The organism is Streptomyces sp. HSS9-12, from assembly GCF_054963655.1.
In genome coordinates, this window is sequence record NZ_JBUEGC010000007.1 from 17005 (window position 1) to 41955 (window position 24951).

Here is a 24951-nt window from a genome sequence, read left to right on the forward strand (position 1 = left end):
CTCCGCGGGGCGCCGCTTCGATCACGGGGAGAGTGTCACAAGGGACGTGGCAGGCGGTGTCCGCAGAGCAGAAATACGACGTCACGCTCCCGTTCCGCCCATCCCGACGCGGCCGACGTGTCCAACTCCACAGACTGGATCAGCGCGCATTCCACGGCGTATCCCCCGTCGGACAGCGCCCGTCCGATGGCTTCGGCCTCGTCCCGGTTGGCGGCGTGGGAGACGATGCGTTCAGGCCGGCGCGCGGCGCACGCCGCAACCACGGGCGCTCCCCCGCCACCGACCCGCACCACGTCCGGCTCGGGCAGGTCCTCGAGGATCTGTGGTGCGATGCCGTGCACCAGCTGGAGTTGGACGCCGAAGCGGCGGGCCATGGCGGCGGCCCGCCCGCAGGCGTCGGGGTTCTGGTCCACGGCGATGACGGCGGCGCCGAACCGGGCCGCCTCTACCGCGGCCGCTCCATGGCCCGTTCCGATGTCCCAGACCAGGTCGCCCACGCGCGGCCCGAGCCGGGCGAGTTGGGCGGCGCGCAGCTGGGGGGACTCGCCCTCGCCGAACGACTCGGCAGCGTAGTCATGGGCGGGCAGGGCCCAGCCACGCACACCGGCCGGCTGGACGGGATCCCGTCCGGCGATCCAGCCGCCGCCTTGCACGGCCGCTCCCGCCGGTCCTGCGGCTCCGGCTGCCCAGGCGACGGCGGTGTTCTGGAGGCCGGCGCCGGGCGAGAAGCCGCCGATGGAAATGACGACGTTGGGGTCGCGCCAGGTGTGGTCGGCGACCTTGTCCGAGGTCAGGACGGTGACCTGCTCCCGCGGGGTGCCCAGCTCCTCGCAGATGACGAACGTACGGTGCACGTTGCCGAGCAGCAGGGCGAGTTCGGCCGGTCCGGCGCCCGGCGAGGTGAGCACGGCGACTTTGGTGTGAGCCCGGCAGACGTTGACGGCACGGCGAAGGTCGCGGCTGTGCGCGACCACGACCTCGGCGTCGTCCCAGGGCATGCCAACCCGGGCGAAGGCCGCGGCGACCGACGAGACCGCGGGCACCACCTCGACCTCCAGGCCGTGCCCGGGCGCGCGCAGGGTCCGTACGACGCCGAAGAAGCCGGGGTCGCCGTCGGCGACGACGACCGCGGTGCCGCGGTGCCCGGCGATCCGGCGGGCGGCGAGGTCCACGCTGCCGAGCCTGATCCGCTCCGCGCCGGGCGGCACCTCAGGCAGCGCCAGGTGGTGGGGGGCGCCGGCCACGAGGGTGGCGGCGCCGAGCGCGGAGCGGGCTGCGGCGGTCAGCGGCGAGCCGTCCCACCCGATCACCGTGACCCGGTCGGCCATCGTTGTCAGCCTCCCGTGGGCATGTCGCAGGTCGAGGCGCCCGCGGGCGCGCGGGCAGCATATGTGGGGATACGGGGTTCACAGTACCCCGGCTGGTCCAGACCGAAGAGGTGCGCCCCTTGGTCCTGAGCAGGTACTACAGCGCGGCGCTGGGGCGGCTGTAATCCGGCGGGGCGTCAGCTCCAGCGCGCGAACGTGGCGTAGCCGTCGGCATCCGCCGTTCCATCCGATATGTCTTCCAAGTCCTCGGGAAGCAGACTCCATACGATCAGGTCGGTGCGTACCTCGGTCCAGCTGCCGTCCTCCGTCTGGGCCCGCGCTATCCAGGCGCTGCGGAGCACGCCTTCGCTGATGCAGCCGATCTTCTGGGCCACCTGCTGCGACGCGGTGTTGTCGGCCGCCGTACGCAGCTCCAGCCGTTCGAACTTCTGGTCCTGGAACAGCCACTGCGCCACGGCGTGCACCGATTCGGAGGCATATCCCTCGCCCCGCGCCCAGGGAGCGGTGACATAGCCGATCTCGGTGGACCGGCAGCGCCAGTTGGTGTTCCGCAGATGCACGGTGCCGACCAGCCGCCCGGTGAGGACTTCCGCGACGGCGAGGACGATGCCCCGGCCCTCGGCGCGCTCGGCGGGGGCGAACCGGGCGACCCAGTCCTCGGCGTCGCGCAGGGTGTACGGCTGGGGTACGGAGGTCCAGGCCGTGACGAGTTCGTCGTTCATCATGTCCGCGAGGGCGGGCACGTCGTCTTCCTCGAACGGGCGCAGCACCAGCCGGTCCGTGCTGATGGAGATGTCCGGGAAGGTGGATGTCATGCGCCGCTCCGTAACCGGGGGACCTGTCTGGGAGCCCAGCATGCAGCATCGGGCCGGCGAAGTGCAGCGCGGGGCGGGGGTACGGCCAGGCCCCGCGCAGTCCCGTGGGGTGCGCGGGGCCTGTGCCAGGTGTCAGCCCTTCACGGCGCCGAAGGCCGGGATGACCGAGCCGTCGCCGAACTTGTCCTCGATGAACTTCTTGACCTCGGGGGAGTTGAGGAGCTTCGCGAGCTTCTTCACCCGGGGGTCGTTCTCGTGGCCCTTCTCCACCGCGAGGAAGTTGGCGTACGGGTTGTTCTCCGCTTTCTCCAGGGCCAGGGCGTCCTTGGCGGGCTTCAGCTTGGCGCCGATGGCGAAGTTGCCGTTGATCACGGCGGCGTCGACGTCGGCGAGCCGGGCCGGGATCTGGGGAGCCTCCAGCTCGGTGAACTTCAGGCCCTTCTTGTCGGTGATGTCCCCCAGGGTGGCCTGGGATCCGACCCCGTCCTTGAGCTTGATCAGGCCGTTGTCGGCGAGCAGCTTGAGCGCGCGGCCCTCGTTGGTGGCGTCGTTGGGCAGGGCGATGGTCTTGCCGGCCTTGAGGTCCGACAGCTTCTTGACCTTGCCGGCGTACAGGCCCAGCGGCTCGATGTGAACGTTCACCACGGGCACGATGTGCGTGCCCTTCTCCTTGTTGAAGTCGTCCAGGAACGGCTTGTGCTGGAAGAAGTTGGCGTCGACGTCACCGCTCTCGGTGGCGGGGTTCAGCTGCGAGTAGTCGCTGAACTCCTTGACGTCGAGCTTGAGTCCGGCCTTCTTCGCGAGGTGGTCCTTGACGAAGTTGAGGATGTCGCCGTGCGGCGTCGGGTTGGCGCCTACCACGAGGGCGGCGTTCTTGTCGCCCTGCTTGGCGCCGGGGTCGGCGTCGGAGGGCGCACTGCAGGCGGTGGCGCCGAGGGTGAGGGCGGCGGCGGCCGCGCCGGCAGCGGTGATCTTGATGGTGTTGCGCACGAAGAGTGCCTCTTTCTTGTTCACAGGATGGGGTGCCCGGCAAAGGGTCCGGGCTCCTGGGGTGTTGGGTGGTTCAGGCGGCCGTACGGAACCGGGAGCGCAGCAGCCGTACGGGTGCGGTGGATTGGGACCGGCCGCGGCGGCTGAGCTGCCGTACGGCCAGGTCGCCGAGGAGCTGCACCAGGGTGACGATGACGATCAGCAGGACGACCGTGACGAGCATCAGGCCGGTCTCGAAGCGCTGGTAGCCGTAGACATACGCCAGGTTGCCCAGACCTCCGCCGCCGATCGAACCGGCCATCGCGGAGTAGCCGATGAGTGCGATGACGGTGGTGGTGAGGCCGGCGATGATCGAGGGCAGCGCCTGCGGCAGCAGCACCTTGAACACCAGGGTCCAGGTCCCGCCGCCCATCGCCTGGACGGCCTCGACCAGGCCGTGGTCGACCTCGCGGATCGCGGTCTCCACCAGGCGGGCGAAGAACGGGATGGCGCCGATGGCGAGCGGTACGACCGCCGCGCTGGGCCCGATGGAGGTGCCGATGAGAACGCGGCAGAGCGGGATCAGCACGATCATCAGGATGAAGAAGGGCAGCGAGCGGCCGATGTTCACGACGACGCCGACAACCTTGTTGATCACGATGTTCTGCAGCAGCCCACCGCGGTCGGTGAGGACCAGCAGGATGCCCAGCGGAAGTCCGCCGAGTACGGCGTAGAGCGTGGACCACCAGACCATGAAGAGGGTGTCCAGACACGCGTTGGACAGCAGCGGCTGCATCTCGGACCAGGTCATTTGGCGCCCTCCTTCACCAGCTCGGCGGTGGTCGCCGCCGGGTCGGTCACGTCGACCTGCAGCCCCTGCTCACGCAGGAAGCCGATGGGCACGACGTTCTCCTCGTAGCGGCCGGGCAGTTCGATGCGCATCCGGCCGATCTGCCTGCTGCCGACGGTGTCCATCGCGGCACCCAGGATCGAGATGTCGATGTTGTACGTCCGCGACAGCTGGGAGATCACGGGCTGGGTGGCGGCCTCGCCGTGGAAGGTGATGTCCACGACCGTACGGTCCGGGCCCGACGCCTCTCCGCCGACCGGGAACAGCTCGTGGGCCAGCTCGGAGCCGGGCGTGGCCAGCAGTTCCGCGACGGTGCCGGACTCGACGACCCGCCCGCCCTTCATCAGCGCGGCCGAGTCGCAGATCGTCTTGACGACGTCCATCTCGTGCGTGATGAGCAGCACCGTGAGGCCGAGCTGCTGGTTGAGGTCGCGCAGCAGCTGAAGGATGGAGCGGGTGGTCTCGGGGTCGAGGGCGCTGGTCGCCTCGTCGGAGAGCAGCACCTTCGGGTCACCCGCGAGTGCGCGGGCGATGCCGACACGCTGCTTCTGGCCGCCGGAGAGCTGGGCCGGGTACGCCTTGGCCCTGTCGGCCAGGCCGACGAGGCCGAGGAGTTCCAGGGCCTTGCGGGAGCGCTCCTTGCCGGAGACACCGAGGATCTCCAGCGGCAGTTCGACATTGCCCTGCACGGTGCGCGAGGACAGCAGGTTGAAGTGCTGGAAGACCATGCCGATGCGGCTGCGAGCCTGGCGCAGGGCGGCGCCCGCCCTCTGACCACGCCCGGCGAGGGCGGTGAGGTCCTGGCCGTCGACGGTGACCGTGCCCGAGCTGGGGCGCTCCAGGAGGTTCACACAGCGGATGAGGGTGGACTTGCCGGCTCCGCTACGGCCGACGACTCCGTACACCTCGCCTTCGCGGACGTGCAGGTCGACGCCGTCCAGGGCGGTGACCTCGCGGCCTCGTGAGCGGTAGACCTTGGTCAGGCCTGTTGTGGTGATCACAGGATTTCCGTCACTGTCGAGTGCACGGCGGAGTGGTGGCCGCCGCACACGGGGCATTCGTGTGCTTCGGCGCGGCACGGTGCAGGGGCGCGGGGCGGCCCCGGAGGGCAGTCGTGACGCGGACGGGCGCGGTCCGCCATGGGGTGTACGGACACGGCTCGGCGGGGTCTCGCTTCGGGGCGCGAGGCGCAGGGGCCCTCAGCGGTCACACATTCGACACATACAACGAGCACCGGGCGGCATCATCGCCTCGGTCGCGCGGGTGCGGTCGCTCGTCGTGGTCATGGCCGCAAGTAAAGCAGACCGCGGCAGGTCCCGATCAACGCGGCCCGAATATCGGACGCCTCTGTCCGAATGATGGACAGCGGTCAGTCCGTTGCCGTGATCTCCACTCCTCGGGGCCGTGGCCTGCGCGGATACCGAGGAGAGGCGGGTGATGACGGCCTCGGCGGACAGCTCCGCGCGGTCGTGCGTTGTGGCCAATGCCACGGTGCGCATCCCGGCGGCCCCGCGCGCAGCGGGAGAAAACGGGCGCATTAGAGTCACGGCATGCTCGACGCGCTGACGGTCACGGTATCGGTGGCCGCCCTTCTGCTCGCCGCCTGGTGCGGTTTCGCCGCATTTCGCGACCAGCCGACCAAGGACTGGCACTTCATCGGCATGGCGGTCGTGACCGTGCTGGCGCTCGGCCAGCTGGTGGTCGGCGTGGTCCAGTTGGCCCGGGGCGAGCGGCCGCAGGAGAGTACGGCGGTGTTCGTGGCGTATCTGATCGCCGCCGCCGCGGCCGTCCCGGGGGCCGGATTCCTGTCGCTCGCGGAGCGCACCCGCTGGGGTTCGGCGACCGTCGCCGCGGGCGCCGTGGTGCTGGCCGTGCTGGAGGTCCGGCTGTTCGACGTCTGGGGAGGTCACGGTGGGTGAGACGAGCCCGAGCGAGACGAGCGTGACGGGGACGGCGGATGCGCGGGCCACCGGACGGCCGGGCGGGCTGAGCGAGGGACCGGGCCGGCTGCTGCTGGCGCTGTACGGGGTGTTCACCGTCGGGGCCGCGTCGCGGTCCATCTTTCAGCTGAGCACGCAGTACGAGCAGGCGCCGCTCGCCTACGTCCTCTCGGCGGTCGCCGCGCTGGTGTACGCGTTCATCACGGTGTCGCTGGTGCGCGGCGGCGAGACGGCGCGCAGGCTGGCCCTGGTGTGCTGCACCGCCGAGCTGGCCGGCGTGCTGACGGTCGGCACCTGGACCCTGGTCGAGCCGTCCGCCTTCCCCGACGAGACCGTCTGGTCCGAATACGGGATGGGGTATCTCTTCCTGCCGCTCGTGCTGCCCGTGACCGGGCTCTTCTGGCTGCGCCGGGCCCGCCGGCGGGCCTGATCGGCGGCCACCCGCCTCTCAGAGCTTCCAAGAGGCGGGTGGCCGGGCGGCTCAGGCGCTGGTGACGTACTTCTCCACGCCCTTCTCCAGGGTGATCAGGCTCAGTCGGCGGGAGATCTGCTCGGTGCCGACGGGGGCATAGCCGTGGCTGCGGTACAGCCGCAGACTGCCGTCGCTGCGGTGACCGGTGAACAGCCGGTACCGCTTGGCCGCGAGGTCCGCGGCCAGCCGCTCCTCGATCGCCGCGAGCAGCCGGCCGCCGAGCCCGTGCCGCTGCATCCGGGGGTGCACGATCAGCTTGTCGAGCCGGGCGGTGCCGTCCTCGTCGACGGTGCCCCGCACCGAGCCGACGACCTCCTCGCCGAGCCGGGCCACGAGCACACAGCCCTGGCTCAGTTCGGCGCGGAGGTCGTCGAGCGTCTGGGTGAGAGGCTCGAGGGTGTAGTCGCCGTACAGCTCCGCCTCGCTCTGGTAGCAGAGGTACTGCAGTTTGAGGATCTGCTCGGCGTCCTGGTCGTTCGCCGCAGAGATGGTCACGCTCATGCCCATGTGCGCACGCCTCCCTACTCATCGGTCGCCCGGGCGCGACGAGGGTGTCGAGGGGCGCCCGGGCCGTGTGGTGCCCTGACTGGTGACGTCGTGGGGTGCTCCCCCAGCTACGCCCCGGCGCAGCCATGGGAGTGCCCCCAGCCGCCATGGCGCCGGTCTGCTAACGCTCCTTTCCCCGGAGTTCGGGAGCCGCAACCTCCGCCACGAGCATTCTGCGCAAACATCCAAGGCAGCGGGAACGTATGGGCCCCAAACTCCCTTGTGAGATTCCCAACTCACCTGCGACTTCGCGGTATGTCGGGTCGGCCGGGGACAGTAACGCGCGCATCAATCGAGGGCACCGTCCGGGGAGCCGGGCGACAGCGGCGCGCAGGGCGCGGCGGGTCTCGGCGGCCAGCACCCGGTCCTCGACGGCTGCCCCCGGATCGCCGTCCGCCGCTTCGTACGGCACTTCGCGCTGCGCCCGGCGGCGGGCGCAGCGCGCCTCGGTACGGACGGCGGCGCGCACCCAGTCGGCCGGCACGGCGGGCGGGCCGCTGGCGCGGGTGCGCTCCAGCAGCCGCAGCAGTACGGCCTGTTCGAGGTCCGCGGGCTCGACGCCCGTCCCGTACGCCTCGGCCTCCGCTTCGGCGGTGAGCAGGGGGCGCAGCGAGGTGAGGAGGTCGGTCGATGTCATACCGGGCCGGACAGCGCTCGCGCGCGGTCCGGTTTCACAGGGGCCCGTAAGTCACCCGTGTGGGTGGCTCGGCCGACGGCTCTCGGCACGCTGTTCCCCGCCCACCCGCCCCCGGACACGGGCGGGTGGGCGGGAGAGAAACCGCTCAGCCCTGCTTGAGGAAGTCGGCCCGCGCCAGCAACGCCGTGTCCGCGTTGTCAGAGAAGATCCCGTCGATCCCGGTCGCGAAGTACGTCTGGAACGCGCCGAACGCGTCGCCGTACGCGTTCGGGTCCGTCCCGCGCTGGAAGTCGGCCGGCAGGAAGCTGTTCTCGTTGCGCATCGTGTACGGGTGCAGGATCAGCCCCGCCGCGTGCGCGTCCCGTACGAGCGTGGTGGGCTTGCCGAGCTTGCCGGTCCCGTCCTGCGGAATGATCAGGCTGAGGACCGGGCCGATGCCCTGCGCGAAGCCGGCGATCCACTTCAGACCCCCAGGCTTGATGAGGTCGGCGGTGGTGCGCGGGTCGCCGCTCTCCTCGAAGTCCCAGGGGCGGTAGTCGGCAGTCCACAGCAGAACGACCTTGGGGCAGTCGACGAGCTTCGCGAGCCGCTCGATGCTGCTCGGCTCGAAGGACTGCAGGAAGTTGGGGGCGTCGGCGGTGTTCCGCCCGTACGTGCGCAGCAGCGTCGCGAGGCGCTCCTCGAGGCCGAGCCCCAGCTTGCGGAAGTAGCTGGGGTGCTTGGTCTCGATGTGCAGCCACACCGGCCGGCCCCGCTTGCGGCCCTCCTTTTCAGCCCACTGGAGGACCTCTTCGAAGGTGGGGACCGCCCAGCGGCCGTCGTAGAGGGTGTTGTGCTGCCGGGTGTCCGGGATGCGCTCCTTGGCGCGGAGCGTCTTGAGCTCGGCGAGGGTGAAGTCCTCGGTGAACCAGCCGGTGATCTGCTCCCCGTCCACCGTCTTCGTCGTCTTGCGGGCGGCGAACTCGGGGTGGTCGGCGACATCGGTGGTGCCGGCGATGTTGTTCTCGTGGCGGCAGACCAGATGCCCGTCCTTGGTGGGCACCAGGTCCTGCTCGATCACATCGGCACCCATGTCGAGGGCGAGCTGGTACGAGCCCAGGGTGTGCTCCGGCCGATAGCCGCTGGCCCCGCGGTGTGCGATGACTGTGGGCACCGGCAGGTCCGGCCGGGTACTTCCCGCGCTCTCGGCCGCGCGCGCCGCACCCGCTCCGCCGAACACGACCGCTCCGGCACCGAGGGCAGCCGCCCCCAGGAGGGCGCGCCGACCGGGCTGCTGCTCCTGCTCCATGAGCACTCCTTGCTGTGATCTCCTGCCGCCGGCTGTCCTGCCGAACGGCCGCTCGATACTAGGGGGTTGACCCTTTCGAACGGGAGACACCACAAGGAACGCAGGAGCAACACAGGTCAACACTGCGTATCGACTGCACGAACCCGGCGTGCGATCAGGACCGACCCGCGAGTATCGTCCTCACCTGCAGACTCATCGGCCGCCTGGGCCGCGAACGCCGCACCTGAGCCGACCATCACGACCGGAGGATCCGTTGTCCCGCATCCTGCTGAAGGCGATTCTCGGATTCGTCATGCGTGTCCTGTTCCGCCCGAAGGTCGAGGGCCTGGAGCACATCGCCGACACCGGACCAGTCATCGTGGCCGGCAACCACGTCACCTTCATCGACTCGATGTTCCTGTCGCTGATCGTCAAGCGGCAGGTGTACTTCATCGGCAAGGACGAGTACGTCACCGGGAAGGGCGTCAAGGGCCGCGCCATGGCGTGGTTCTTCGGCGCGGCCGGCATGATCCCGGTCGACCGGGACGGCGGACACGGCGGTGTCGCGGCGCTGATGACCGGCCGCCGGGTGCTCGAGGAGGGCAAGGTCTTCGGCATCTACCCGGAGGGCACCCGCTCCCCCGACGGCCGTCTCTACCGCGGCCGCACCGGGATCGCGCGGCTCGCGCTGATGACCGGCGCCCCGGTGGTCCCGTTCGCGGTGGTCGGGACGGACAAGGTGCAGCCCGGCGGCAAGGGCATGCCGCGGATCAAGCCGGTGACCGTGCGTTTCGGCGAGCCCCTGGACTTCTCCCGCTACGAGGGCATGGACCGGGACCGCTATGTGCTGCGCGCGGTGACCGACGAGGTCATGAGCGAGGTCATGCGGCTGTCGGGTCAGGAGTACGTGGACATGTACGCGACCAAGGCGAAGGCCGCCTGACCGCGCGACGCCAACGGGAATGACAGTGCGGGCAGCCCGAAGATGGTGAGCAGGTCGGCAAGGATCGCTCCGATGAAGCCGCGGCGGTGGAAGAGCCGCATGTCCAGCAGGGGCGCGCGCAGGGCGAGTTGGCGCCGTAATAGACCGAATGAGACATCGACGTCTCATTTTGAGAGACCGCGCTGCCTCCCGGGAGGGCGGGCAGGCGCGAGGAAAGCCTCAGGTCCAGGGCAGACGCGAGCGGTGCCGCCAGTACGCCGCGGGCTCCTCGGCGAGGCTTGCCATGGCATCGAGCTGCTGGTCGTCGAGTCGGACGCCGGCGGCGGCGAAATTGGAGACAAGCTGACCGGTGGTGGCCGCTCCGGAGAGCACAGTGCCGACCCAGGGCCGGTGCAGGACGGCCGCGAGGGCGATGGCGTCAGGGCCGACACCGGTCTCCTCAGCCACCCGGCGCACCACCGGCGGGGTGTCCGCGGCGGCGAGGCGGCCATTGGCCATGCCCTCCTTGACGATGACCCACAGGCCCGCCTCATGTGCCTCGGCGAGCGCGGCCTCGGCCGAGGTCTCCAACAGGTTGTACGTCGCCTGCACACTGCCGAACAGCGGCCTGCCGTCCACCGTGATCTCCAGGGCCGAGCGAATCGCATCGGCCTGAGCAGGGCCGCTGGTGGACAGGCCGATGGTCACGCCCTCCTCGGCGAGGCGCGCCAGCCGCCGGTGGAGCCCGGTGTCGGTAAGGGCCGGACTGTCCCTGGTGACCGAGTGAATCTGATACAGATCGAGCCGCTCGCCCAGCAGTTGACGGGTCTCGGCGTACTGAGGCTCGTACGTCGCGACGCTGTGGTCCTTGACCTCGTGCACATCGGCGTCCGTACGCCAGTCCGCCGTGTAGGTGTAGCCCCACTTGCTGCCGACGACCACGTCCTGAGCGTCGGGGCGGCGCCGCAGCCAGTCGGCGAGAAACTCCTCCGACCGGCCGTACGAGCGCGCCGCGTCGACGTAGCGCACGCCGTGTGCGTACGCCGCATCCAGCAACTCGTGCGCGCGCTCGCGCATCGCGTCGACCGTGCGCTCGGCCGGAAGATCCCGCTCCCGGCCGAGGTTGATGTACCCGGGTCGGCCAACGGCGGCCAGGCCGAGCCCGATGCGGGCCGTGGGAGTGGCGGCTTCTGCGAGGCGGGCGAGCGCCATGACGGAACCCCTGCGCGTCGAACGGCTGATGGATCATCCACCGTATCCGTCCCCGCTCTGCCCCCGGGTCTCAGGGCAGATGCGGGAACCCGTCACAGCGCCGCCGGTCTGTGCGGTCAGCTCTTGGCGCGGGCCCAGGCGTACTGGGTGGCCAGGTCCTGCTTGACCTCGGCGAGCTGAACGGCCACCGCGGACGGGGCCGTTCCACCGCGGCCGCTGCGCGAGGCGAGCGCGCCCGGCACATTGAGGACCGTACGGACCTCAGGCGTCAGATGCGGGGAGATCTTCGCGAACTGCTCGTCCGTGAGCTGGTCGAGCTCGATGCCGTGGGCCTCGCACTCCTTGACGCACTCGCCGGCCACCTCATGCGCGACCCGGAACGGCACGCCCTGCTTGACCAGCCACTCGGCGATGTCGGTGGCGAGCGAGAAGCCCGCCGGAGCCAGTTCCTCCATGCGCTCACGGTTCACCGTCAGCGTGGCCATCATGCCGGTGAAGGCGGGCAGCAGGACCTCGAGCGTGTCGCAGGAGTCAAAGACCGGCTCCTTGTCCTCCTGCAGATCCCGGTTGTACGCGAGCGGCAGCGCCTTCAGGGTCGCCAGCAGCCCGGTGAGGTTGCCGATGAGACGGCCCGACTTGCCGCGCGCGAGCTCGGCGATGTCCGGGTTCTTCTTCTGCGGCATGATCGACGAGCCCGTGGAGAAGGCGTCGTGGAGGGTCACGAAGGAGAACTCCTTCGTGTTCCAGATGATGATCTCCTCAGCGAGCCGGGAGAGGTCGACGCCGATCATCGCGGTGATGAAAGCGAACTCGGCGACGAAGTCGCGGGAGGCCGTGCCGTCGATGGAGTTGCCCGACGAACCCCGCTCGAAGCCGAGCTCCTTCGCCACCGCCTCGGGGTCCAGGCCGAGCGAGGAGCCTGCGAGCGCGCCGGAGCCGTACGGGGACACGGCGGTGCGCTCGTCCCACTGGCGCAGCCGTTCCGCGTCCCGGCTCAGCGCGTGCACATGGGCGAGGACATGGTGGGCGAACAGGACGGGCTGGGCGTGCTGGAGGTGCGTACGGCCCGGCATCGCGACATCCGGGTGGGCCTCGGCCAGGCCGATCAGCGCCTCCTGGAGGTCGGCGATCAGTCCGCCGATGATGCGGGCGTGGTCGCGCAGGTACATCCGGAACAGGGTCGCGACCTGGTCGTTGCGGGACCGGCCGGCACGCAGCTTGCCGCCCAGCTCGGGGCCGAGCCGCTCCAGCAGCCCCCGCTCGAGCGCGGTGTGCACGTCCTCGTCGGCGATGGTGCCGGTGAACGAGCCGTCGGCGACGTCGGACTCCAGCTGGTCGAGCCCGGCCAGCATCCGCTCCAGCTCGTCGGCGGTGAGGAGCCCGGCCTGGTGCAGCACGCGCGCGTGCGCCCGGGAGCCGGCGATGTCGTACGGCGCGAGCCGCCAGTCGAAGTGGACCGACGCCGACAGCTTGGCCAGCGCCTCGGACGGTCCGTCGGCGAAGCGGCCGCCCCACAGCCGGACGTCGTCGCTGCTGCCGTTGCTCACTTGCTGTGCTCCTCATGGGTTGTTGAGATGCCCCTCCCCGCCCTCCCCCGCTGGGGAAGACAGGGAGGGGAAGGCTACCCGGCCAGGGCCGGGTGGCGCGTTACGCCAGGTCGCGCTTGGCGGCAATCTTGCTCGACATGCCGAAGATCTCGATGAACCCCTTCGACAGCGACTGGTCGAACGTGTCCCCCGTGTCGTATGTCGCGAGGTTGAAGTCGTACAGCGACTCCTCCGAGCGCCGACCGGTGACCACGGCCCGGCCGCCGTGCAGAGTCATCCGGATGTCGCCGGAGACGTGCTGGTTGGCCTCGTTGATGAAGCCGTCCAGGGCCCGCTTGAGCGGCGAGAACCACAGGCCGTCGTAGACCAGCTCGCCCCACCGCTGCTCGACCTGCCGCTTGTAGCGGGCCAGCTCGCGCTCGACGGTGACGCTCTCCAGCTCCTGGTGGGCGCTGATCAGCGCGATGGCGCCGGGAGCCTCGTACACCTCGCGGGACTTGATGCCGACCAGCCGGTCCTCGACCATGTCGATCCGGCCGATGCCCTGGGCGCCCGCCCGCTCGTTCAGCTGCTGGATGGCCTGCAGGACGGTGACCGGCTTGCCGTCGATGGCGACCGGAACGCCTGCCTTGAAGGTGATGATCACCTCGTCGGCGTCCCGCGGGGTGGCCGGGTTCTCGGTGTACTCGTAGATGTCCTCGATCGGACCGTTCCAGATGTCCTCGAGGAAGCCGGTCTCGACCGCCCGCCCGAAGACGTTCTGGTCGATGGAGTACGGGGACTTCTTGGTGGTCGCGATCGGGAGGTTCGCCTTCTCGGCGAAGGCGATGGCCTTGTCCCGGGTCATCGCGTAGTCCCGGACCGGGGCGATGCACTTCAGGTCGGGGGCGAGGGAGGAGATACCGGCCTCGAACCGCACCTGGTCGTTGCCCTTGCCGGTGCAGCCGTGGGCGACGGTGGTGGCGCCGTGCTTCTTGGCGGCGGCGACGAGGTGCTTGACGATCGCCGGCCGGGAGAGCGCCGAGACCAGCGGATAGCGGTCCATGTACAGAGCATTGGCCTTGATCGCCGGGAGGCAGTACTCGTCGGCGAACTCGTCCTTGGCGTCGGCGACCTCCGCCTCGACGGCACCGCAGGCGAGCGCGCGCTTGCGGATGACGTCCAGGTCCTCGCCGCCCTGGCCGACGTCCACGGCAACGGCGATGACCTCGGCGCCCGTCTCCTCGGCGATCCAGCCGATGCAGACGGAGGTGTCCAGGCCGCCCGAGTAGGCGAGTACGACGCGCTCGGTCACAGGTCTCTCCTTACGATGCACACGCTGATGGGTATAACTATGCACTCCGCCGTATGTTTCGTCAATCCCGCTTGGGGGGCGTGAGGCGGCACAGATGCCAGCGGCGGGAGCGCCTTCGCGCCCCCGCCTCCGTTTCGGCGTTTTCGTGAGTCTCAGCGGGACTTCTGTGCCAGCCGCAGCAGGTGGTCGGCCAGCGCCTGGCCGCCGTGCGGATCCCGGCTGATCAGCAGCAGGGTGTCGTCCCCGGCGATGGTCCCGATGATCTCGTGCACCTCCGCCGCGTCGATGGCCGATGCGAAGAACTGCGCGGCGCCGGGCGGGGTCCGCAGGACGACCAGATTCGCCGACGCCTCGGCCGAGATGAGCAGTTCACCGGCCAGCCGGGCCATCCGGGCCTCGCTCGCCGACTCGCCCAGGGGTGCCCGGGGCGTACGGTCCCCGCCCTCGGACGGGACCGCGTAGATCAGTTCGCCACCGGTGTTGCGGATCTTCACCGCACCCAGCTCGTCGAGGTCCCGGGAGAGCGTCGCCTGGGTGACGGAGAGCCCATCGTCGGAGAGCAGCTTCGCCAGCTGGCTCTGCGACCGCACCGGCTGCCGGTTGAGGATGTCGACAATCCGGCGGTGGCGGGCGGTACGAGTGTGCGGCACGGCCGGGCCGCCGTGCTCGGCGGCGTCCTGCATCATCGTCGTCATTCTCCGGATCGTCGTTTCCCATCTGCGGCCTCGAGGACGGCCGGGAACGCCCGGAGGAACGATTCCACCTCGTCATCACCGATGATCAGCGGCGGAGCGAGCCGCACCACGTCCGGCACGGCGGCGTTCACCAGGAATCCCGCGTCCTGAGCCGCCTGCTGCACCCGCGGCGAGAGGGGCTCGGTGAGCACGATACCCAGCAGCAGGCCGGCGCCGCGCACATGATCCACCAGCGGGTGCCCGATGGACTCGATGCCGTGCCGAAGCTTCTCACCCTGGCGCTTGACGTGATCGAGGATCCCGTCGGCGGCGATGGTGTCGAGAACGGCGAGGGACGCGGCGCACACCACCGGGTTGCCGCTGAAGGTCGAGCCATGCGCGCCGGGGACGAGCAGCTCGGCGGCCGGGCCGAAGGCGACGGTCGCGCCGATGGGAAGGCCGCCGCCCAGGCCCTTGGCAAGGGTGACGATGTCGGCCTCAACGCCCTGCGCCTGGGACTCGATCCAGTGACCGGTGCGCCCGATGCCCGTCTGGATCTCGTCGAGTACGAGGAGGGTGCCGGTGGCGCTGGTGATCTCCCGTGCCGCCTGGAGGTAGCCCGGCGGGGGCACGACCACGCCGTTCTCGCCCTGGATCGGCTCGACGACCACCAGCGCCGTGTCGGTCGTGACGGCGGCGCGCAGCGCGTCCACATCTCCGAACGGAACATGCGTGACCTCGCCCGGCAGCGGCAGGAAGGGGTCCTGCTTCTTCGGCTGGCCGGTCAGGGCCAGGGCGCCCATGGTGCGGCCGTGGAAGCCGCCGAGGGTGGCCACCATGTGCGTACGGCCCGTGAGCCTGCCGATCTTGAAGGCTGCCTCGACGGCCTCGGCACCGGAGTTGGAGAAGTAGACACGGCCGGGGCGCCCGAGGAGCTGGAGGATACGTTCGGCGAGGGCGACGGTCGGCTCGGCGATGAAGAGGTTGGAGACGTGGCCGAGCGTGGCCAGCTGGGCGGTGACGGCCTCGATGACGGCAGGGTGGGCATGGCCGAGGGCGTTGACCGCGATACCGCCCAGGAAGTCGACGTAACTCTTCCCGTCCGCGTCCCACACCTTGGCGCCCTCGCCCCGGACGAGCGGGATCCGCGGGGTGCCGAAGTTGTTCATCATGGCGCCCTGCCAGCGCGAGGTCAGCTCCTGGTTGCTCATACGTCCCCCTTCGCGTCCGGCACGACCATCGTGCCGATCCCCTCGTCCGTGAAGATCTCCAGCAGAATCGAGTGCTGGACCCGCCCGTCGATCACGCGGGCGGTGGTGACGCCATTGCGCACGGCGTACAGGCAGCCCTGCATCTTGGGGACCATGCCGCTGGAGAGATCCGGCAGCAGCTTCTCCAGTTCGCTGGCGGTGAGCCGGCTGATGACGTCGTCGCTGTTCGGCCAGTCCTCGTACAGGCCCTCCACATCCGTGAGGACCATCAGCGTCTCCGCGCCCAGCGCCGCGGCGAGTGCGGCCGCCGCCGTGTCCGCGTTGACGTTGTAGACATGGCCGTCGTCGGCGCTGCGTGCGATCGAGGAGATGACCGGGATCCGGCCGTCTGCCAGCAGCGCCTCGATGGCGCCGGTGTCTATCTCCGTGACCTCGCCCACCCGGCCGATGTCCACGGCCTCCCCGTCGATCACCGGCAGATGCTGGGTGGCGGTGATGGTGTGGGCGTCCTCGCCGGTCAGGCCGACCGCCAGCGGCCCGTGCTGGTTGAGCAGATTGACCAGCTCCCGCTGCACCTGGCCGGCCAGCACCATCCGTACGACGTCCATGGCCTCGGGCGTCGTCACACGCAGCCCGGCCTTGAACTCCGAGACCAGGCCATGCCTGTCGAGCTGGGCGCTGATCTGCGGGCCCCCGCCGTGGACGACCACGGGCTTGAGGCCGGCGTGCCGCAGGAAGACGACGTCCTGGGCGAAGGCGGCCTTCAGCTCCTCGTCGACCATGGCGTTGCCGCCGAACTTGATGACGACCGTCTTGCCGTGGTGGCGGGTCAGCCACGGAAGCGCCTCGATCAACGTCTGGGCCTTCGGTAGGGCGGTGTGCTTGCGTGTGCTCATGAGCTGTATGCGCTGTTCTCGTGGACGTAGTCGGCGGTCAGGTCATTGGCCCAGATGACAGCGGATTCGCTGCCCGCGGCCAGGTCGGCGGTGATCCGTACCTCGCGGTAGCGCATGTCCACCAGCTCCCGGTCCTCGCCCACCGAGCCGTTCTTGCACACCCAGACGTCGTTGATGGCGACGTTGAGCTGGTCGGGCTCGAAGGCGGCGGAGGTGGTGCCGATCGCGGAGAGCACCCGGCCCCAGTTGGGGTCCTCGCCGTGAATCGCGCACTTGAGGAGGTTGTTGCGGGCGATGGAGCGGCCGACCTCGACGGCGTCGTCCTCGCTCGCAGCGTTGATCACCTCGATGCGGATGTCCTTGGAGGCGCCCTCGGCGTCTCCGATCAGCTGGCGGGCCAGGTCGTCGCAGACGGTCCGTACCGCCTCGGCGAACTCCTCGTACGCCGGGGTGATCCCGGAAGCGCCGGAGGCGAGCAGCAGCACGGTGTCATTGGTGGACATGCAGCCGTCGGAGTCGACCCGGTCGAAGGTCGTACGGGTCGCGGCGCGCAGTGCCCGGTCCAGATCCGTGGCCTCGACGTCGGCGTCGGTGGTCAGGACGACGAGCATGGTGGCCAGTCCGGGGGCGAGCATGCCCGCGCCCTTGGCCATGCCGCCGACCGTCCAGCCTCCCCCAGCCTCGGGCCGGGGGGACCCCCCTCCCTGTGCCACGGCGGTCTTGTGCACGGTGTCGGTGGTCTTGATGGCGATGGCGGCCTTCTCACCGCCGTGTGCGGAGAGTTCGGCCGCGGCCTTCTCGACGCCTGGCAGAAGCTTGTCCATCGGAAGGCGTATGCCGATCAGGCCGGTGGACGCCACAGCGATCTCGGCGGCGTTGTGCCCCAGTACCTCGGCGGCCTTCTCGGCGGTGGCGTGGGTGTCCTGGAAGCCGAGCGGGCCGGTGCAGGCGTTCGCACCGCCGGAGTTGAGCACGACGGCCGAGACCTGTCCGCCCTTGAGGACCTGCTCGGACCACAGGACCGGAGCGGCCTTGACGCGGTTGGAGGTGAAGACGCCCGCAGCCGCCAGGCGCGGCCCGTTGTTGACGACGAGCGCCAGATCCGGGTTGCCGTTCTCCTTGATCCCGGCGGCGATGCCCGCTGCCGTGAACCCCTGTGCTGCCGTGACGCTCACTGAGCCTCCTTGTTCTCTCCCACAGCCTTCGGACTGAGGCTGCTGCCATCTCCGCTTGCGCAGCACGTATCCGCGGTCATCGTCGTCTTCAGGCCGGTGGCCGTGCACATTCCCCCTGGGGGTACCACCCGGGCCGTCAGGCCCAGGGGGGCGGCCTCCCCCGGCGAAGCCAGGGGGAGTGCCCCCCTGCTCACGGAGCGACTCCGACCGTGGACAGTCCCAGCTCCTCGGGCAGTCCGAGGGCGACGTTCATGCTCTGCACCGCGGCACCCGCGGTGCCCTTGGTGAGGTTGTCGATGGCGCTGATGGCGATGATGCGCCCGGCGGCCTCGTCGTAGGCGACCTGGAGCTGTGCGGCGTTCGATCCGTACACCGCGGCGGTGGCCGGCCACTGGCCCTCGGGCAACAGACGAATGAACGGTTCCGCGGCGAGCGCCTTCGCGTACGCCTCACGCACCTGTGGCGCCGTAACCCAGGGCTTCGCCTTGGCCGTGCAGGTCGCCAGGATGCCGCGCGGCATCGGGGCGAGGGTGGGGGTGAAGGACACCGAGACCCGCTCCCCGGCCACGGCCGACAGGTTCTGCACCATCTCGGGCGTGTGCCGGTGGCCGCCGCCGACACCGTACGGGCTCATCGAGCCCATGACCTCGCTGCCCAGCAGATGCGGCTTGGGCGTCTTGCCGGCGCCCGAGGTGCCGGACGCGGCGACGATCACGGCCTCCGGCTCGGCGAGCCCGGCCGCGTACGCCGGGAACAGCGCAAGGCTGACGGCGGTCGGGTAGCAGCCTGGGACCGCGATGCGCTTGGACCCCTGCAGCGCATCGCGAGCCCCGGGCAGCTCGGGGAGGCCGTACGGCCAGGTGCCCGCGTGCGGGGAGCCGTAGAACCGCTCCCAGTCCCCCGCGTCCTTGAGCCGGAAGTCCGCACCGCAGTCGACGATCAGCACGTCATCGCCGAGCTCCTCGGCGACGGCGGCGGACTGCCCGTGCGGCAGCGCGAGAAACACGACGTCGTGGCCTGCGAGCGCATCGGCGGTGGTCGGCGCGAGCACCTGGTCGGCGAGCGGCAGCAGGTGCGGCTGCAGTGCGCCGAGCCGCTGGCCCGCGTTGGAGTTCCCCGTCAGTGTGCCGAGCCGGACCTCGGGGTGCGCCAGGAGCAGACGCAGCAGCTCTCCGCCCGCGTATCCGCTTGCTCCCGCCACTGCTGCTCGTATCACTCTCGAAACCCTCCTCCGGTATGGCATGACTATACGGTCGATAGCAGCTTTATGCAATGACGTTTCATGCCCGCACCTCACGGCACCTGACGGGTACGGGGCCCGCCGGGACGCACCGACCGCGAGGAGCAGTCATGCACGAGACCTTGAGCACCACCGAGGACGGGCGTTCCGCGCTGCGGCTGGAACGGACACTGCCGCACCCGCCGGAGGAGGTCTGGCCTGCGATCTCCGACCCGGACCTGCTCAGCCGGTGGTACCCCTTCCGGGCCGTGGAGCTGCAACCGCGGGTGGGCGGGCGGATCCTGTTCGACGCCGGGCGGGGAACCACCATGGACGCGGTGGTCGTCGCCTACGAGCCGCCCCGGCTCTTCGCCTTCAGCGAGGTTGCCCCGGAAGGAATGCCGCGCGAGAGCGAGGACCTGGTGCGGCTCGCGCTGCGCCATGACGCCGACGGCTGCCTGCTGACCTTCAGCCACACCTTCGACGACCGTCCGGCGGCAGCGAGCTATGCCAGCGGCTGGCAGGTCTGCCTCGATGCGCTGGAGATGGTGGTGGCCGGCACACCGGTCGAGATCTCACCCCCGTCGGCCGAGCTGCACGACCGGTACGTCGAGGAGTTCGGGCTCGGCGCGGGCGCCGTCGAGGAGACCGAGGACGGCTGGCGCGTACGCTTCGAGCGGCAGCTGACGCGGCCGGTCGAGGCGGTGTGGGACCTGCTGAGCTCCTCGGGGCCGGCCGAGCCGCGGCCGGGCGGCCCGGTGCCGTCCGCGTTCGCCAGCGACTGCCTTCCGGCCGGTGCCATCACCGAGGTCCAGGCGCCGAACCTGCTCGCTTACGACTGGCACGCGGACGACGGTACGGGGCGAGGCGGCCAGGTCCGGTGGGAGCTGTCGCCGGGAACCGGCCACGGCGCCCGCCTTCTGCTCACCCAAACGGGCCCCAATGAGCTTGCCGACGCCCGCCCCACCGCGCTGGCCGTCTGGCGGACCCGGACCGACCTGCTGGCGGAGCAGTTGCGAGCACCGGAACCTTGACCCGGACATACACACAGGGTGCGCGAACCCAGTGCGGACATAGACTTTTACGAGGACGGAGCGCCGCGTTCACCGCGAAAAGGCGCAATATCCCCGAAGGGGAGGTCACCCCAGATGAAGGCGAAAAAGGGCGACAAGCTGGTGGTCCACGGCAGGACCGTCGGACATGCCGACCGGGAAGCAGAAATCCTCGAGGTCTTGGGGGACAACGACGAGCCGCCGTACCGCGTGCGCTTCAAGGACGACGGACACGAGGCCGTGGTGTCACCCGGCCCCGACTCGGTGGTGCGGCACAAGGAAAAGCCAGGCTTCAAGTAGGCAGAGCTCCGGGCGCACTCCGGTCAGGTATCTCGATTACGCACCGCGCGGGTCGTGGGGCGGCCGCACCCGAGTCGGGTAGTGGTCGGCCACGACCCGCGCCATGGCTCCGATCCGGTCGACGGCCACTTCCTTCGCCGAGAAGTAGACATTGCCGCGCACCTGCGGAAAGTCCCGGTCGAACGTGAGATGGCGGGAGAGCTCGGCCGGATCCTGCCAGGCGGCGGGCTGCGCCGGGTCGCCCGCCTTGTACAGCGCCTCGCCGATGTAGAGATCCACTCCCGTGCCGGCCACGACGTCCGCCCACCAGGGCACGAGCTTGGCATAGTCGGCGACCGCGAATCCGATGTTCCAGTAGACCTGCGGGACGATGTAGTCGATCCAGGCCTCACGCACCCACCGCCGGGTGTCGGCGTACAGGTCGTCGTAGGTCTGCACACCGGGGCGGGTGTCGGAGCCGATGGGGTCGGTGGCGCGGTTGCGCCAGACCGCGAACGGGCTGATGCCGAACCGCACCCGCGGCCGGATCTTCCTGACCCGCTCGGCCGCCTCGCGCACCAGGCGGTCGATGTTGTCCCGTCGCCATGCGGCCCGGCCGGGAAAGCCCGCGCCATGGGCGGCGTACGCGGCGTCGTCGTCGAAGACCTGACCGGCGACCGGATACGGGTAGAAGTAGTCGTCCCAGTGCACGGCGTCGACGTCGTAGCGGTACACGGCGTCGAGCATCGCCTGCTGCACGAAGCGCCGCACCTCAGGCAGCCCCGGGTTGTAGTAGAGCTTGCCGCCGTACCGCACGACCCAGTCCGGGTGCACGCGCGCGGGATGCTGGGGGACCAGCCGCATGGGGTCGGCGTGGTTGGCGATGCGGTACGGGTTGAACCAGGCGTGCAGTTCCAGCCCGCGCCGGTGGGCCTCACGCACCGCGAAGCCGAGCGGGTCCCAGCCCGGATCCTTGCCCTGCTCGCCGGTCAGATACTGCGCCCAGGGCTCGTATGGCGAGGGCCACAGTGCGTCCGCCGTCGGCCGGACCTGGAACACGACCGCGTTCAGCCGACGGTCGGCCGCGGTGTCGAGAAGGCCGGTCAGCTCCGCCTGCTGCTGGGCGACGGGAAGTCCCGGCTTCGAGGGCCAGTCGCGATTGGCCACTGTCGCCAGCCACATGCCTCGGAACTGCCGCCTGCACCGGCCTCCGTCCGGTCCCCCGTCCGCGACCGCGGTGTCCGCCCCGAGCATCCCGGACAGCGCCCCTGCCGCCCCCACGGCGAAGCTTCTTCGGGTGATACGTCTCATTTGTCGCCCCTCCCCTGTGAGCCCGTCCCGCCGTTTGGGCACAGCATGCCCGCCCCGACCCCTTCTCCATCCCGCACCGCGGAGTAACGTCGTGGCCGAGGCAGGCGGTGCGACGGATCACTACGGGGCCGCCCGCCGGTCGACGAAGAACAGCGAAAGGCACGATGTGACCGACATCGAACGCGTCGGAGTGGTGGGCTGCGGCCAGATGGGCGCCGGCATCGCCGAGGTGTGCGCCCGTTCCGGCCTGGAGGTCATGGTCGCGGAGACCACCGGCGAGGCCCTGGAGTTCGGCCGGACCCGCTTGACGAGCTCCCTGGACAAGGCCGCCGAACGCGGCAAGATCACCGAAGAGGAGCGCGACGCGACGGTGAAGCGGCTGAGCTTCACCACCGACCTGGGGGAGTTCGCCGACCGTGATCTGGTCATCGAGGCCGTCGTCGAGAACGAACAGGTCAAGACCGAGATCTTCCAGATCCTGGACCAGGTCGTGACCCGCCCGGACGCGGTCCTCGCCTCCAACACCTCCTCCATCCCGCTGGTCAAACTGGCCGTGGCCACTTCCCGGCCCGACCAGGTCGTCGGCATCCACTTCTTCAACCCGGCGCCGGTGCAGCGGCTGGTCGAGCTGATCCCGGCGCTGACCACATCCGAGAAGACCCTCGAGCGAGCCGAGGCGCTGGTCACCAGCATGCTCGGCAAGCACGCGATCCGGGCGCAGGACCGCTCCGGTTTCATCGTCAACGCCCTCCTCATCCCGTATCTGCTCTCGGCGATCCGGATGTTCGAGTCGGGCATCGCCAGCCGTGAGGACATCGACAACGGCATGGAGCTGGGCTGCGCCCACCCCATGGGTCCGCTCAAGCTCTCCGATCTGATCGGCCTGGACACCGTCGCCTCGGTGGCCCAATCGATGTACGAGGAGTTCAAGGAGCCGCTGTACGCCGCTCCCCCGCTGCTGCAGCGGATGGTCGACGCCGGCCGGCTGGGCCGCAAGACCGGCTCCGGCTTCTACCTCTACGAGTAGCCCCGACCGGGCTGGGCCGGGTGTGCACGGCGCCGCCCCGTTCACCATGACCATGCGAACGGGGCGGTGGGCCGCCGGTCCGGGAGGGGGGAAGACCGCGGCCCCGCGCCGCGACATCGTCCGCTGCCGCGGCGGCCGAGATGGCCCACCGGAGACTTGACAGCCCACCTCGTCGAGAAGGGCGTCGAGCAGGGTGTTGGGTTCCATCGTGCCCTCCGAGTGTGCCCGGCGGAATCAACGTAATGGACCGCTCGGCACGCCGGGGTCGAACGGCGCGCTCCGCTGGGGGCGTTGGTGCCCGGAGGGGTGGTGGTGGCCGGGGCGGTGCGGGTTGCCGCCCAGTCCGCCGCGGTGCGGCAGCAGTACGGTCCGGTGCGCGTACGCCCCGGCCGTCTCGGCCGATCGGCAGGCGGCGACGACCGTGGTACCGGAGTCGGCGACTCCGCGCAGCCGCGCCCAGACCCGGCGGCGGCCGCCGGCGTCGAGCCCGTCGTCAGCGGAGTCGACCACGACGGCTTGGGGGGCCTTGGTGAGGGCGGCGGCCAGTGCGAGCAACAACTGGTCCGCACGGTCTGGGACTTCGCGCGGTGTACGGACGACAGCGACGCTCCCCCTGGCGTCGGCGCTGGACGCCTCCCTGCTGACGACAGGCCGCCCAGCCCACCGCTGGCCAAGGGCATGCAGCAGAGAGCTACGCCCGGAACCGCCCGGTCCGATGACGGCGAGCAGTTCCGCCCCGGCCGCCGGGAGCGCGCGGAAGCTGCCGTGTCCGGTCGCTGTCGGCATGTGTGCGCTCTCCTCAGGCTCGGGCGATATCTCACTATGCCTACCAAGAGCAGGACGAATCGGCGGTATGGCACTCCGGGGAGCGGCCGCCCGACTGCCCGGGCAGCTGCTGCCGGTCGTTGCGAAGCACCACCAGCGCGACATCGTCGGTGAAGCGGCCGCCGGTGTGGTCCCGCAGAGCCGCGTACACGCCGTCGACCACCACCTGAGGGATGACGCCGCCGTGCGCGTCGGCGCTGCCGGATGCGGCGGCCGCGAGGGCGGGGGCCAGCGGGAAGAACTCCCCCGCCGCGTCGCGGGCCTCCTCCGCGCCATCGGTGTGCAGGCAGAGCGCTTCGCCGCGCAGCAGACGCGGGCCGTGCACCTCCGGCAGCTTCGCGGGCAGCGGAAACGGTCCGAGCGGCGGCAGCGGATCGTCGGCCGCGACCGGGACGGCCCGCGCCCCTCCTTCGGGCCGCGCGGACAGGTGATACGGCCATGGATGCCCGCAGTTGAGTGCGGCGACATCACCGCCCTCGCGCACTTCCAGCAGCAGGACGGTCACGAACTCCTCCCCGTGCGGGTTCTCCGGATGGCCGCAGGACGCCGACAGGTGCTCTTGCCGTGACCGCTCCCGCAGATGCCGCTGCAGCGCCCGCTCCAAGCGCCGTAGCACGCCTGCGAGTTCGGGCTCGTCATGGGCGGCCTCCCGGAAGCTGCCGAGCACCGCGGCGACGGCGCCGATGGCCGAAAGCCCGTGCCCGCGCACGTCTCCGATGACGAACCGCACGCCGTACGGGGTGGGCAGCGCCTCGTACAGATCGCCGCCCATGGAGGCGCCCCGGGTCGCGGACAGGTGCCCCGCCGCCACGGCCAGGCCGTCCAACTTCCGCGGGAGCGGGCGCAGCAGCACCTCCTGTGTAGCGGCCGCCACCTCGCGGACCCGCTCCAGTTCCCGGAGCAGCAGGAGTCTGCGGCCCGAGGTGAGACAGCTGGCCGCGACCACGGTGACGATGACGCACGAGGTGGCGATCCGGGTTCCGGCGCCGTGGTCGCGATCGACGACGCCCAGCGGGACGAGGGCGAACAGGGCGCAGAGTCCGCCCAGCACGACGCACTGGCGGCGGCCGCTGCCGGCGCACGCTATGGCGGGTGCGGCGGCGAGCAGCTGGACGAACTGGGTGGTCGCGGGGCAGAACAGCTGCCAGAGCACGACGCCCAGCACCCATAGGACGGGGAGGGCGAAGACGAACCACTGCCAGATACGGGAAGCGCTGGTACGCGCCTCACCTCGCGGCCTAGTACGGATCATGCCGACGACCCCCCTGGCAGGCTGTTGCGGTCGGCAGGGTCCATGGTCATGTGCGGGCTGCGGGCCTTGACGACCAGCTCGATTCTGGCGACCCTCCGCACTCACCCGGACACGGACCGTGTGTCTTTCACTGAAACGAGTGAAACGGCCGCTTGGCGCACCAGGCTGCGCCTGGGTACGGATCCTGAACGGCCGCAGCCACCGTCTCGACGAGAGCAGCCGGCACGAAGC

Annotated in this window: 25 protein-coding genes; 6 read left to right on the forward strand and 19 right to left on the reverse strand. The window is 70.4% G+C overall.

What is annotated here, in order from left to right; all coding sequences use genetic code 11:
- Nucleotides 1–35: 35 nt before the first annotated feature.
- The 5 genes from cbiE to ACY34J_RS05605 all read right to left on the reverse strand — a co-directional run bounded on the left by cbiE (nucleotide 36) and on the right by ACY34J_RS05605 (nucleotide 4963).
- Nucleotides 36–1328: a precorrin-6y C5,15-methyltransferase (decarboxylating) subunit CbiE gene (gene cbiE, locus ACY34J_RS05585; RefSeq protein ID WP_462725594.1), complete on the reverse strand. Its 1293-nt coding sequence runs from the start codon at nucleotides 1326–1328 to the stop codon at nucleotides 36–38.
- A 176-nt stretch (nucleotides 1329–1504) separates the two neighbouring features.
- Nucleotides 1505–2143 carry a GNAT family N-acetyltransferase gene (locus tag ACY34J_RS05590; protein ID WP_462725593.1) on the reverse strand — a complete coding sequence of 213 codons (639 nt, stop codon included), beginning with the start codon at nucleotides 2141–2143 and terminating at the stop codon, nucleotides 1505–1507.
- A 132-nt stretch (nucleotides 2144–2275) separates the two neighbouring features.
- Nucleotides 2276–3133, reverse strand: a complete 858-nt coding sequence (locus ACY34J_RS05595; RefSeq protein WP_462725592.1) for a MetQ/NlpA family ABC transporter substrate-binding protein — start codon at nucleotides 3131–3133, stop codon at nucleotides 2276–2278.
- A 73-nt stretch (nucleotides 3134–3206) separates the two neighbouring features.
- On the reverse strand, nucleotides 3207–3923 hold the full coding sequence (locus tag ACY34J_RS05600) for a methionine ABC transporter permease (RefSeq protein WP_462725591.1): 717 nt from the start codon (nucleotides 3921–3923) through the stop codon (nucleotides 3207–3209).
- Nucleotides 3920–4963, reverse strand: coding sequence for a methionine ABC transporter ATP-binding protein (locus tag ACY34J_RS05605; RefSeq protein WP_462725590.1), 1044 nt, complete (start codon nucleotides 4961–4963; stop codon nucleotides 3920–3922). The genes ACY34J_RS05600 and ACY34J_RS05605 overlap by 4 nt, the downstream gene beginning before the upstream one ends.
- A gap of 549 nt (nucleotides 4964–5512) precedes the next feature.
- Between ACY34J_RS05605 and ACY34J_RS05610 the strand changes: the two genes are divergently transcribed.
- Complete coding sequence (locus ACY34J_RS05610; RefSeq protein WP_462725589.1) at nucleotides 5513–5881, forward strand: hypothetical protein; 369 nt, start codon at nucleotides 5513–5515, stop codon at nucleotides 5879–5881.
- A gap of 22 nt (nucleotides 5882–5903) precedes the next feature.
- Nucleotides 5904–6332, forward strand: coding sequence for a hypothetical protein (locus ACY34J_RS05615; RefSeq protein ID WP_462725612.1), 429 nt, complete (start codon nucleotides 5904–5906; stop codon nucleotides 6330–6332).
- Nucleotides 6333–6383: 51 nt separating this feature from the next.
- Here ACY34J_RS05615 and ACY34J_RS05620 read toward each other — a convergent pair whose 3' ends face one another.
- The 3 genes from ACY34J_RS05620 to ACY34J_RS05630 form a co-directional block, all read right to left on the reverse strand.
- Nucleotides 6384–6881 (reverse strand): GNAT family N-acetyltransferase, encoded by a 498-nt coding sequence (locus ACY34J_RS05620; RefSeq protein WP_462725588.1) that lies wholly within the window; start codon nucleotides 6879–6881, stop codon nucleotides 6384–6386.
- 160 nt (nucleotides 6882–7041) lie between these two features.
- The gene (locus ACY34J_RS05625; protein ID WP_462725587.1) at nucleotides 7042–7557 is read right to left on the reverse strand and encodes a sigma-70 family RNA polymerase sigma factor; all 516 of its coding nucleotides are present in this window, start codon (nucleotides 7555–7557) and stop codon (nucleotides 7042–7044) included.
- A gap of 145 nt (nucleotides 7558–7702) precedes the next feature.
- A complete protein-coding gene (locus ACY34J_RS05630) occupies nucleotides 7703–8845 on the reverse strand; it encodes a glycerophosphodiester phosphodiesterase (protein WP_462725586.1) in 1143 nt (380 codons plus the stop codon).
- Nucleotides 8846–9098: 253 nt separating this feature from the next.
- On the opposite strand from ACY34J_RS05630, the gene ACY34J_RS05635 reads away from it, so the two are divergent.
- Complete coding sequence (locus ACY34J_RS05635; RefSeq protein ID WP_462725585.1) at nucleotides 9099–9767, forward strand: lysophospholipid acyltransferase family protein; 669 nt, start codon at nucleotides 9099–9101, stop codon at nucleotides 9765–9767.
- Between the two features lie 219 nt (nucleotides 9768–9986).
- Here the strand turns inward: ACY34J_RS05635 and ACY34J_RS05640 are convergent, their stop codons facing one another.
- The 8 genes from ACY34J_RS05640 to argC form a co-directional block, all read right to left on the reverse strand.
- A complete protein-coding gene (locus ACY34J_RS05640; RefSeq protein ID WP_462725584.1) occupies nucleotides 9987–10958 on the reverse strand; it encodes an aldo/keto reductase in 972 nt (323 codons plus the stop codon).
- Between the two features lie 116 nt (nucleotides 10959–11074).
- Nucleotides 11075–12505 (reverse strand): argininosuccinate lyase, encoded by a 1431-nt coding sequence (gene argH, locus ACY34J_RS05645; RefSeq protein ID WP_462725583.1) that lies wholly within the window; start codon nucleotides 12503–12505, stop codon nucleotides 11075–11077.
- 100 nt (nucleotides 12506–12605) lie between these two features.
- Nucleotides 12606–13799 (reverse strand): argininosuccinate synthase, encoded by a 1194-nt coding sequence (locus ACY34J_RS05650; protein WP_462725582.1) that lies wholly within the window; start codon nucleotides 13797–13799, stop codon nucleotides 12606–12608.
- A 152-nt stretch (nucleotides 13800–13951) separates the two neighbouring features.
- Nucleotides 13952–14494, reverse strand: a complete 543-nt coding sequence (locus ACY34J_RS05655) for an arginine repressor (protein WP_462725581.1) — start codon at nucleotides 14492–14494, stop codon at nucleotides 13952–13954.
- The gene (locus tag ACY34J_RS05660) at nucleotides 14491–15684 is read right to left on the reverse strand and encodes an acetylornithine transaminase (RefSeq protein WP_462725580.1); all 1194 of its coding nucleotides are present in this window, start codon (nucleotides 15682–15684) and stop codon (nucleotides 14491–14493) included. Before ACY34J_RS05660 ends, ACY34J_RS05655 begins: the two co-directional genes overlap by 4 nt.
- Complete coding sequence (gene argB, locus ACY34J_RS05665) at nucleotides 15681–16580, reverse strand: acetylglutamate kinase (protein WP_462725579.1); 900 nt, start codon at nucleotides 16578–16580, stop codon at nucleotides 15681–15683. Before argB ends, ACY34J_RS05660 begins: the two co-directional genes overlap by 4 nt.
- Entirely contained in the window at nucleotides 16577–17755 is a 1179-nt protein-coding gene (gene argJ, locus ACY34J_RS05670; RefSeq protein WP_462725578.1) for a bifunctional glutamate N-acetyltransferase/amino-acid acetyltransferase ArgJ, read from the reverse strand. The genes argB and argJ overlap by 4 nt, the downstream gene beginning before the upstream one ends.
- Before the next feature lie 190 nt (nucleotides 17756–17945).
- On the reverse strand, nucleotides 17946–18971 hold the full coding sequence (gene argC / locus ACY34J_RS05675) for an N-acetyl-gamma-glutamyl-phosphate reductase (RefSeq protein WP_462761938.1): 1026 nt from the start codon (nucleotides 18969–18971) through the stop codon (nucleotides 17946–17948).
- A 134-nt stretch (nucleotides 18972–19105) separates the two neighbouring features.
- On the opposite strand from argC, the gene ACY34J_RS05680 reads away from it, so the two are divergent.
- Together ACY34J_RS05680 and ACY34J_RS05685 are read left to right on the forward strand one after the other, a co-directional pair.
- Nucleotides 19106–20008: an SRPBCC family protein gene (locus tag ACY34J_RS05680; protein ID WP_462725576.1), complete on the forward strand. Its 903-nt coding sequence runs from the start codon at nucleotides 19106–19108 to the stop codon at nucleotides 20006–20008.
- A gap of 114 nt (nucleotides 20009–20122) precedes the next feature.
- Nucleotides 20123–20326 carry a DUF1918 domain-containing protein gene (locus ACY34J_RS05685; protein WP_462725575.1) on the forward strand — a complete coding sequence of 68 codons (204 nt, stop codon included), beginning with the start codon at nucleotides 20123–20125 and terminating at the stop codon, nucleotides 20324–20326.
- Nucleotides 20327–20362: 36 nt separating this feature from the next.
- Here the strand turns inward: ACY34J_RS05685 and ACY34J_RS05690 are convergent, their stop codons facing one another.
- The gene (locus tag ACY34J_RS05690; RefSeq protein ID WP_462725574.1) at nucleotides 20363–21616 is read right to left on the reverse strand and encodes a glycoside hydrolase family 10 protein; all 1254 of its coding nucleotides are present in this window, start codon (nucleotides 21614–21616) and stop codon (nucleotides 20363–20365) included.
- Between the two features lie 166 nt (nucleotides 21617–21782).
- Between ACY34J_RS05690 and ACY34J_RS05695 the strand changes: the two genes are divergently transcribed.
- Nucleotides 21783–22643, forward strand: a complete 861-nt coding sequence (locus ACY34J_RS05695; protein WP_462725611.1) for a 3-hydroxybutyryl-CoA dehydrogenase — start codon at nucleotides 21783–21785, stop codon at nucleotides 22641–22643.
- A 234-nt stretch (nucleotides 22644–22877) separates the two neighbouring features.
- On the opposite strand, the gene ACY34J_RS05700 is transcribed toward ACY34J_RS05695, so the two are convergent.
- A complete protein-coding gene (locus ACY34J_RS05700; RefSeq protein ID WP_462725573.1) occupies nucleotides 22878–23429 on the reverse strand; it encodes a hypothetical protein in 552 nt (183 codons plus the stop codon).
- Between the two features lie 40 nt (nucleotides 23430–23469).
- The gene (locus ACY34J_RS05705) at nucleotides 23470–24720 is read right to left on the reverse strand and encodes a PP2C family protein-serine/threonine phosphatase (RefSeq protein ID WP_462725572.1); all 1251 of its coding nucleotides are present in this window, start codon (nucleotides 24718–24720) and stop codon (nucleotides 23470–23472) included.
- Nucleotides 24721–24951: the final 231 nt, after the last annotated feature.

Excerpts from the sequence above, each read along its gene's own strand:
- ACY34J_RS05680 (WP_462725576.1), top strand. The coding sequence starts at position 19,106 with ATGCACGAGACCTTGAGCACCACCGAGGACGGGCGTTCCGCGCTGCGG.
- ACY34J_RS05630 (WP_462725586.1), bottom strand. The coding sequence starts at position 8,845 with ATGGAGCAGGAGCAGCAGCCCGGTCGGCGCGCCCTCCTGGGGGCGGCT.
- ACY34J_RS05590 (WP_462725593.1), bottom strand. The coding sequence starts at position 2,143 with ATGACATCCACCTTCCCGGACATCTCCATCAGCACGGACCGGCTGGTG.
- ACY34J_RS05705 (WP_462725572.1), bottom strand. The coding sequence starts at position 24,720 with ATGATCCGTACTAGGCCGCGAGGTGAGGCGCGTACCAGCGCTTCCCGT.
- ACY34J_RS05685 (WP_462725575.1), top strand. The coding sequence starts at position 20,123 with ATGAAGGCGAAAAAGGGCGACAAGCTGGTGGTCCACGGCAGGACCGTC.
- ACY34J_RS05690 (WP_462725574.1), bottom strand. The coding sequence starts at position 21,616 with ATGAGACGTATCACCCGAAGAAGCTTCGCCGTGGGGGCGGCAGGGGCG.
- ACY34J_RS05600 (WP_462725591.1), bottom strand. The coding sequence starts at position 3,923 with ATGACCTGGTCCGAGATGCAGCCGCTGCTGTCCAACGCGTGTCTGGAC.
- ACY34J_RS05700 (WP_462725573.1), bottom strand. The coding sequence starts at position 23,429 with ATGCCGACAGCGACCGGACACGGCAGCTTCCGCGCGCTCCCGGCGGCC.
- ACY34J_RS05610 (WP_462725589.1), top strand. The coding sequence starts at position 5,513 with ATGCTCGACGCGCTGACGGTCACGGTATCGGTGGCCGCCCTTCTGCTC.
- ACY34J_RS05655 (WP_462725581.1), bottom strand. The coding sequence starts at position 14,494 with ATGACGACGATGATGCAGGACGCCGCCGAGCACGGCGGCCCGGCCGTG.
- argB (WP_462725579.1), bottom strand. The coding sequence starts at position 16,580 with ATGAGCACACGCAAGCACACCGCCCTACCGAAGGCCCAGACGTTGATC.
- cbiE (WP_462725594.1), bottom strand. The coding sequence starts at position 1,328 with ATGGCCGACCGGGTCACGGTGATCGGGTGGGACGGCTCGCCGCTGACC.
- ACY34J_RS05620 (WP_462725588.1), bottom strand. The coding sequence starts at position 6,881 with ATGGGCATGAGCGTGACCATCTCTGCGGCGAACGACCAGGACGCCGAG.
- ACY34J_RS05640 (WP_462725584.1), bottom strand. The coding sequence starts at position 10,958 with ATGGCGCTCGCCCGCCTCGCAGAAGCCGCCACTCCCACGGCCCGCATC.
- ACY34J_RS05660 (WP_462725580.1), bottom strand. The coding sequence starts at position 15,684 with ATGAGCAACCAGGAGCTGACCTCGCGCTGGCAGGGCGCCATGATGAAC.
- ACY34J_RS05625 (WP_462725587.1), bottom strand. The coding sequence starts at position 7,557 with ATGACATCGACCGACCTCCTCACCTCGCTGCGCCCCCTGCTCACCGCC.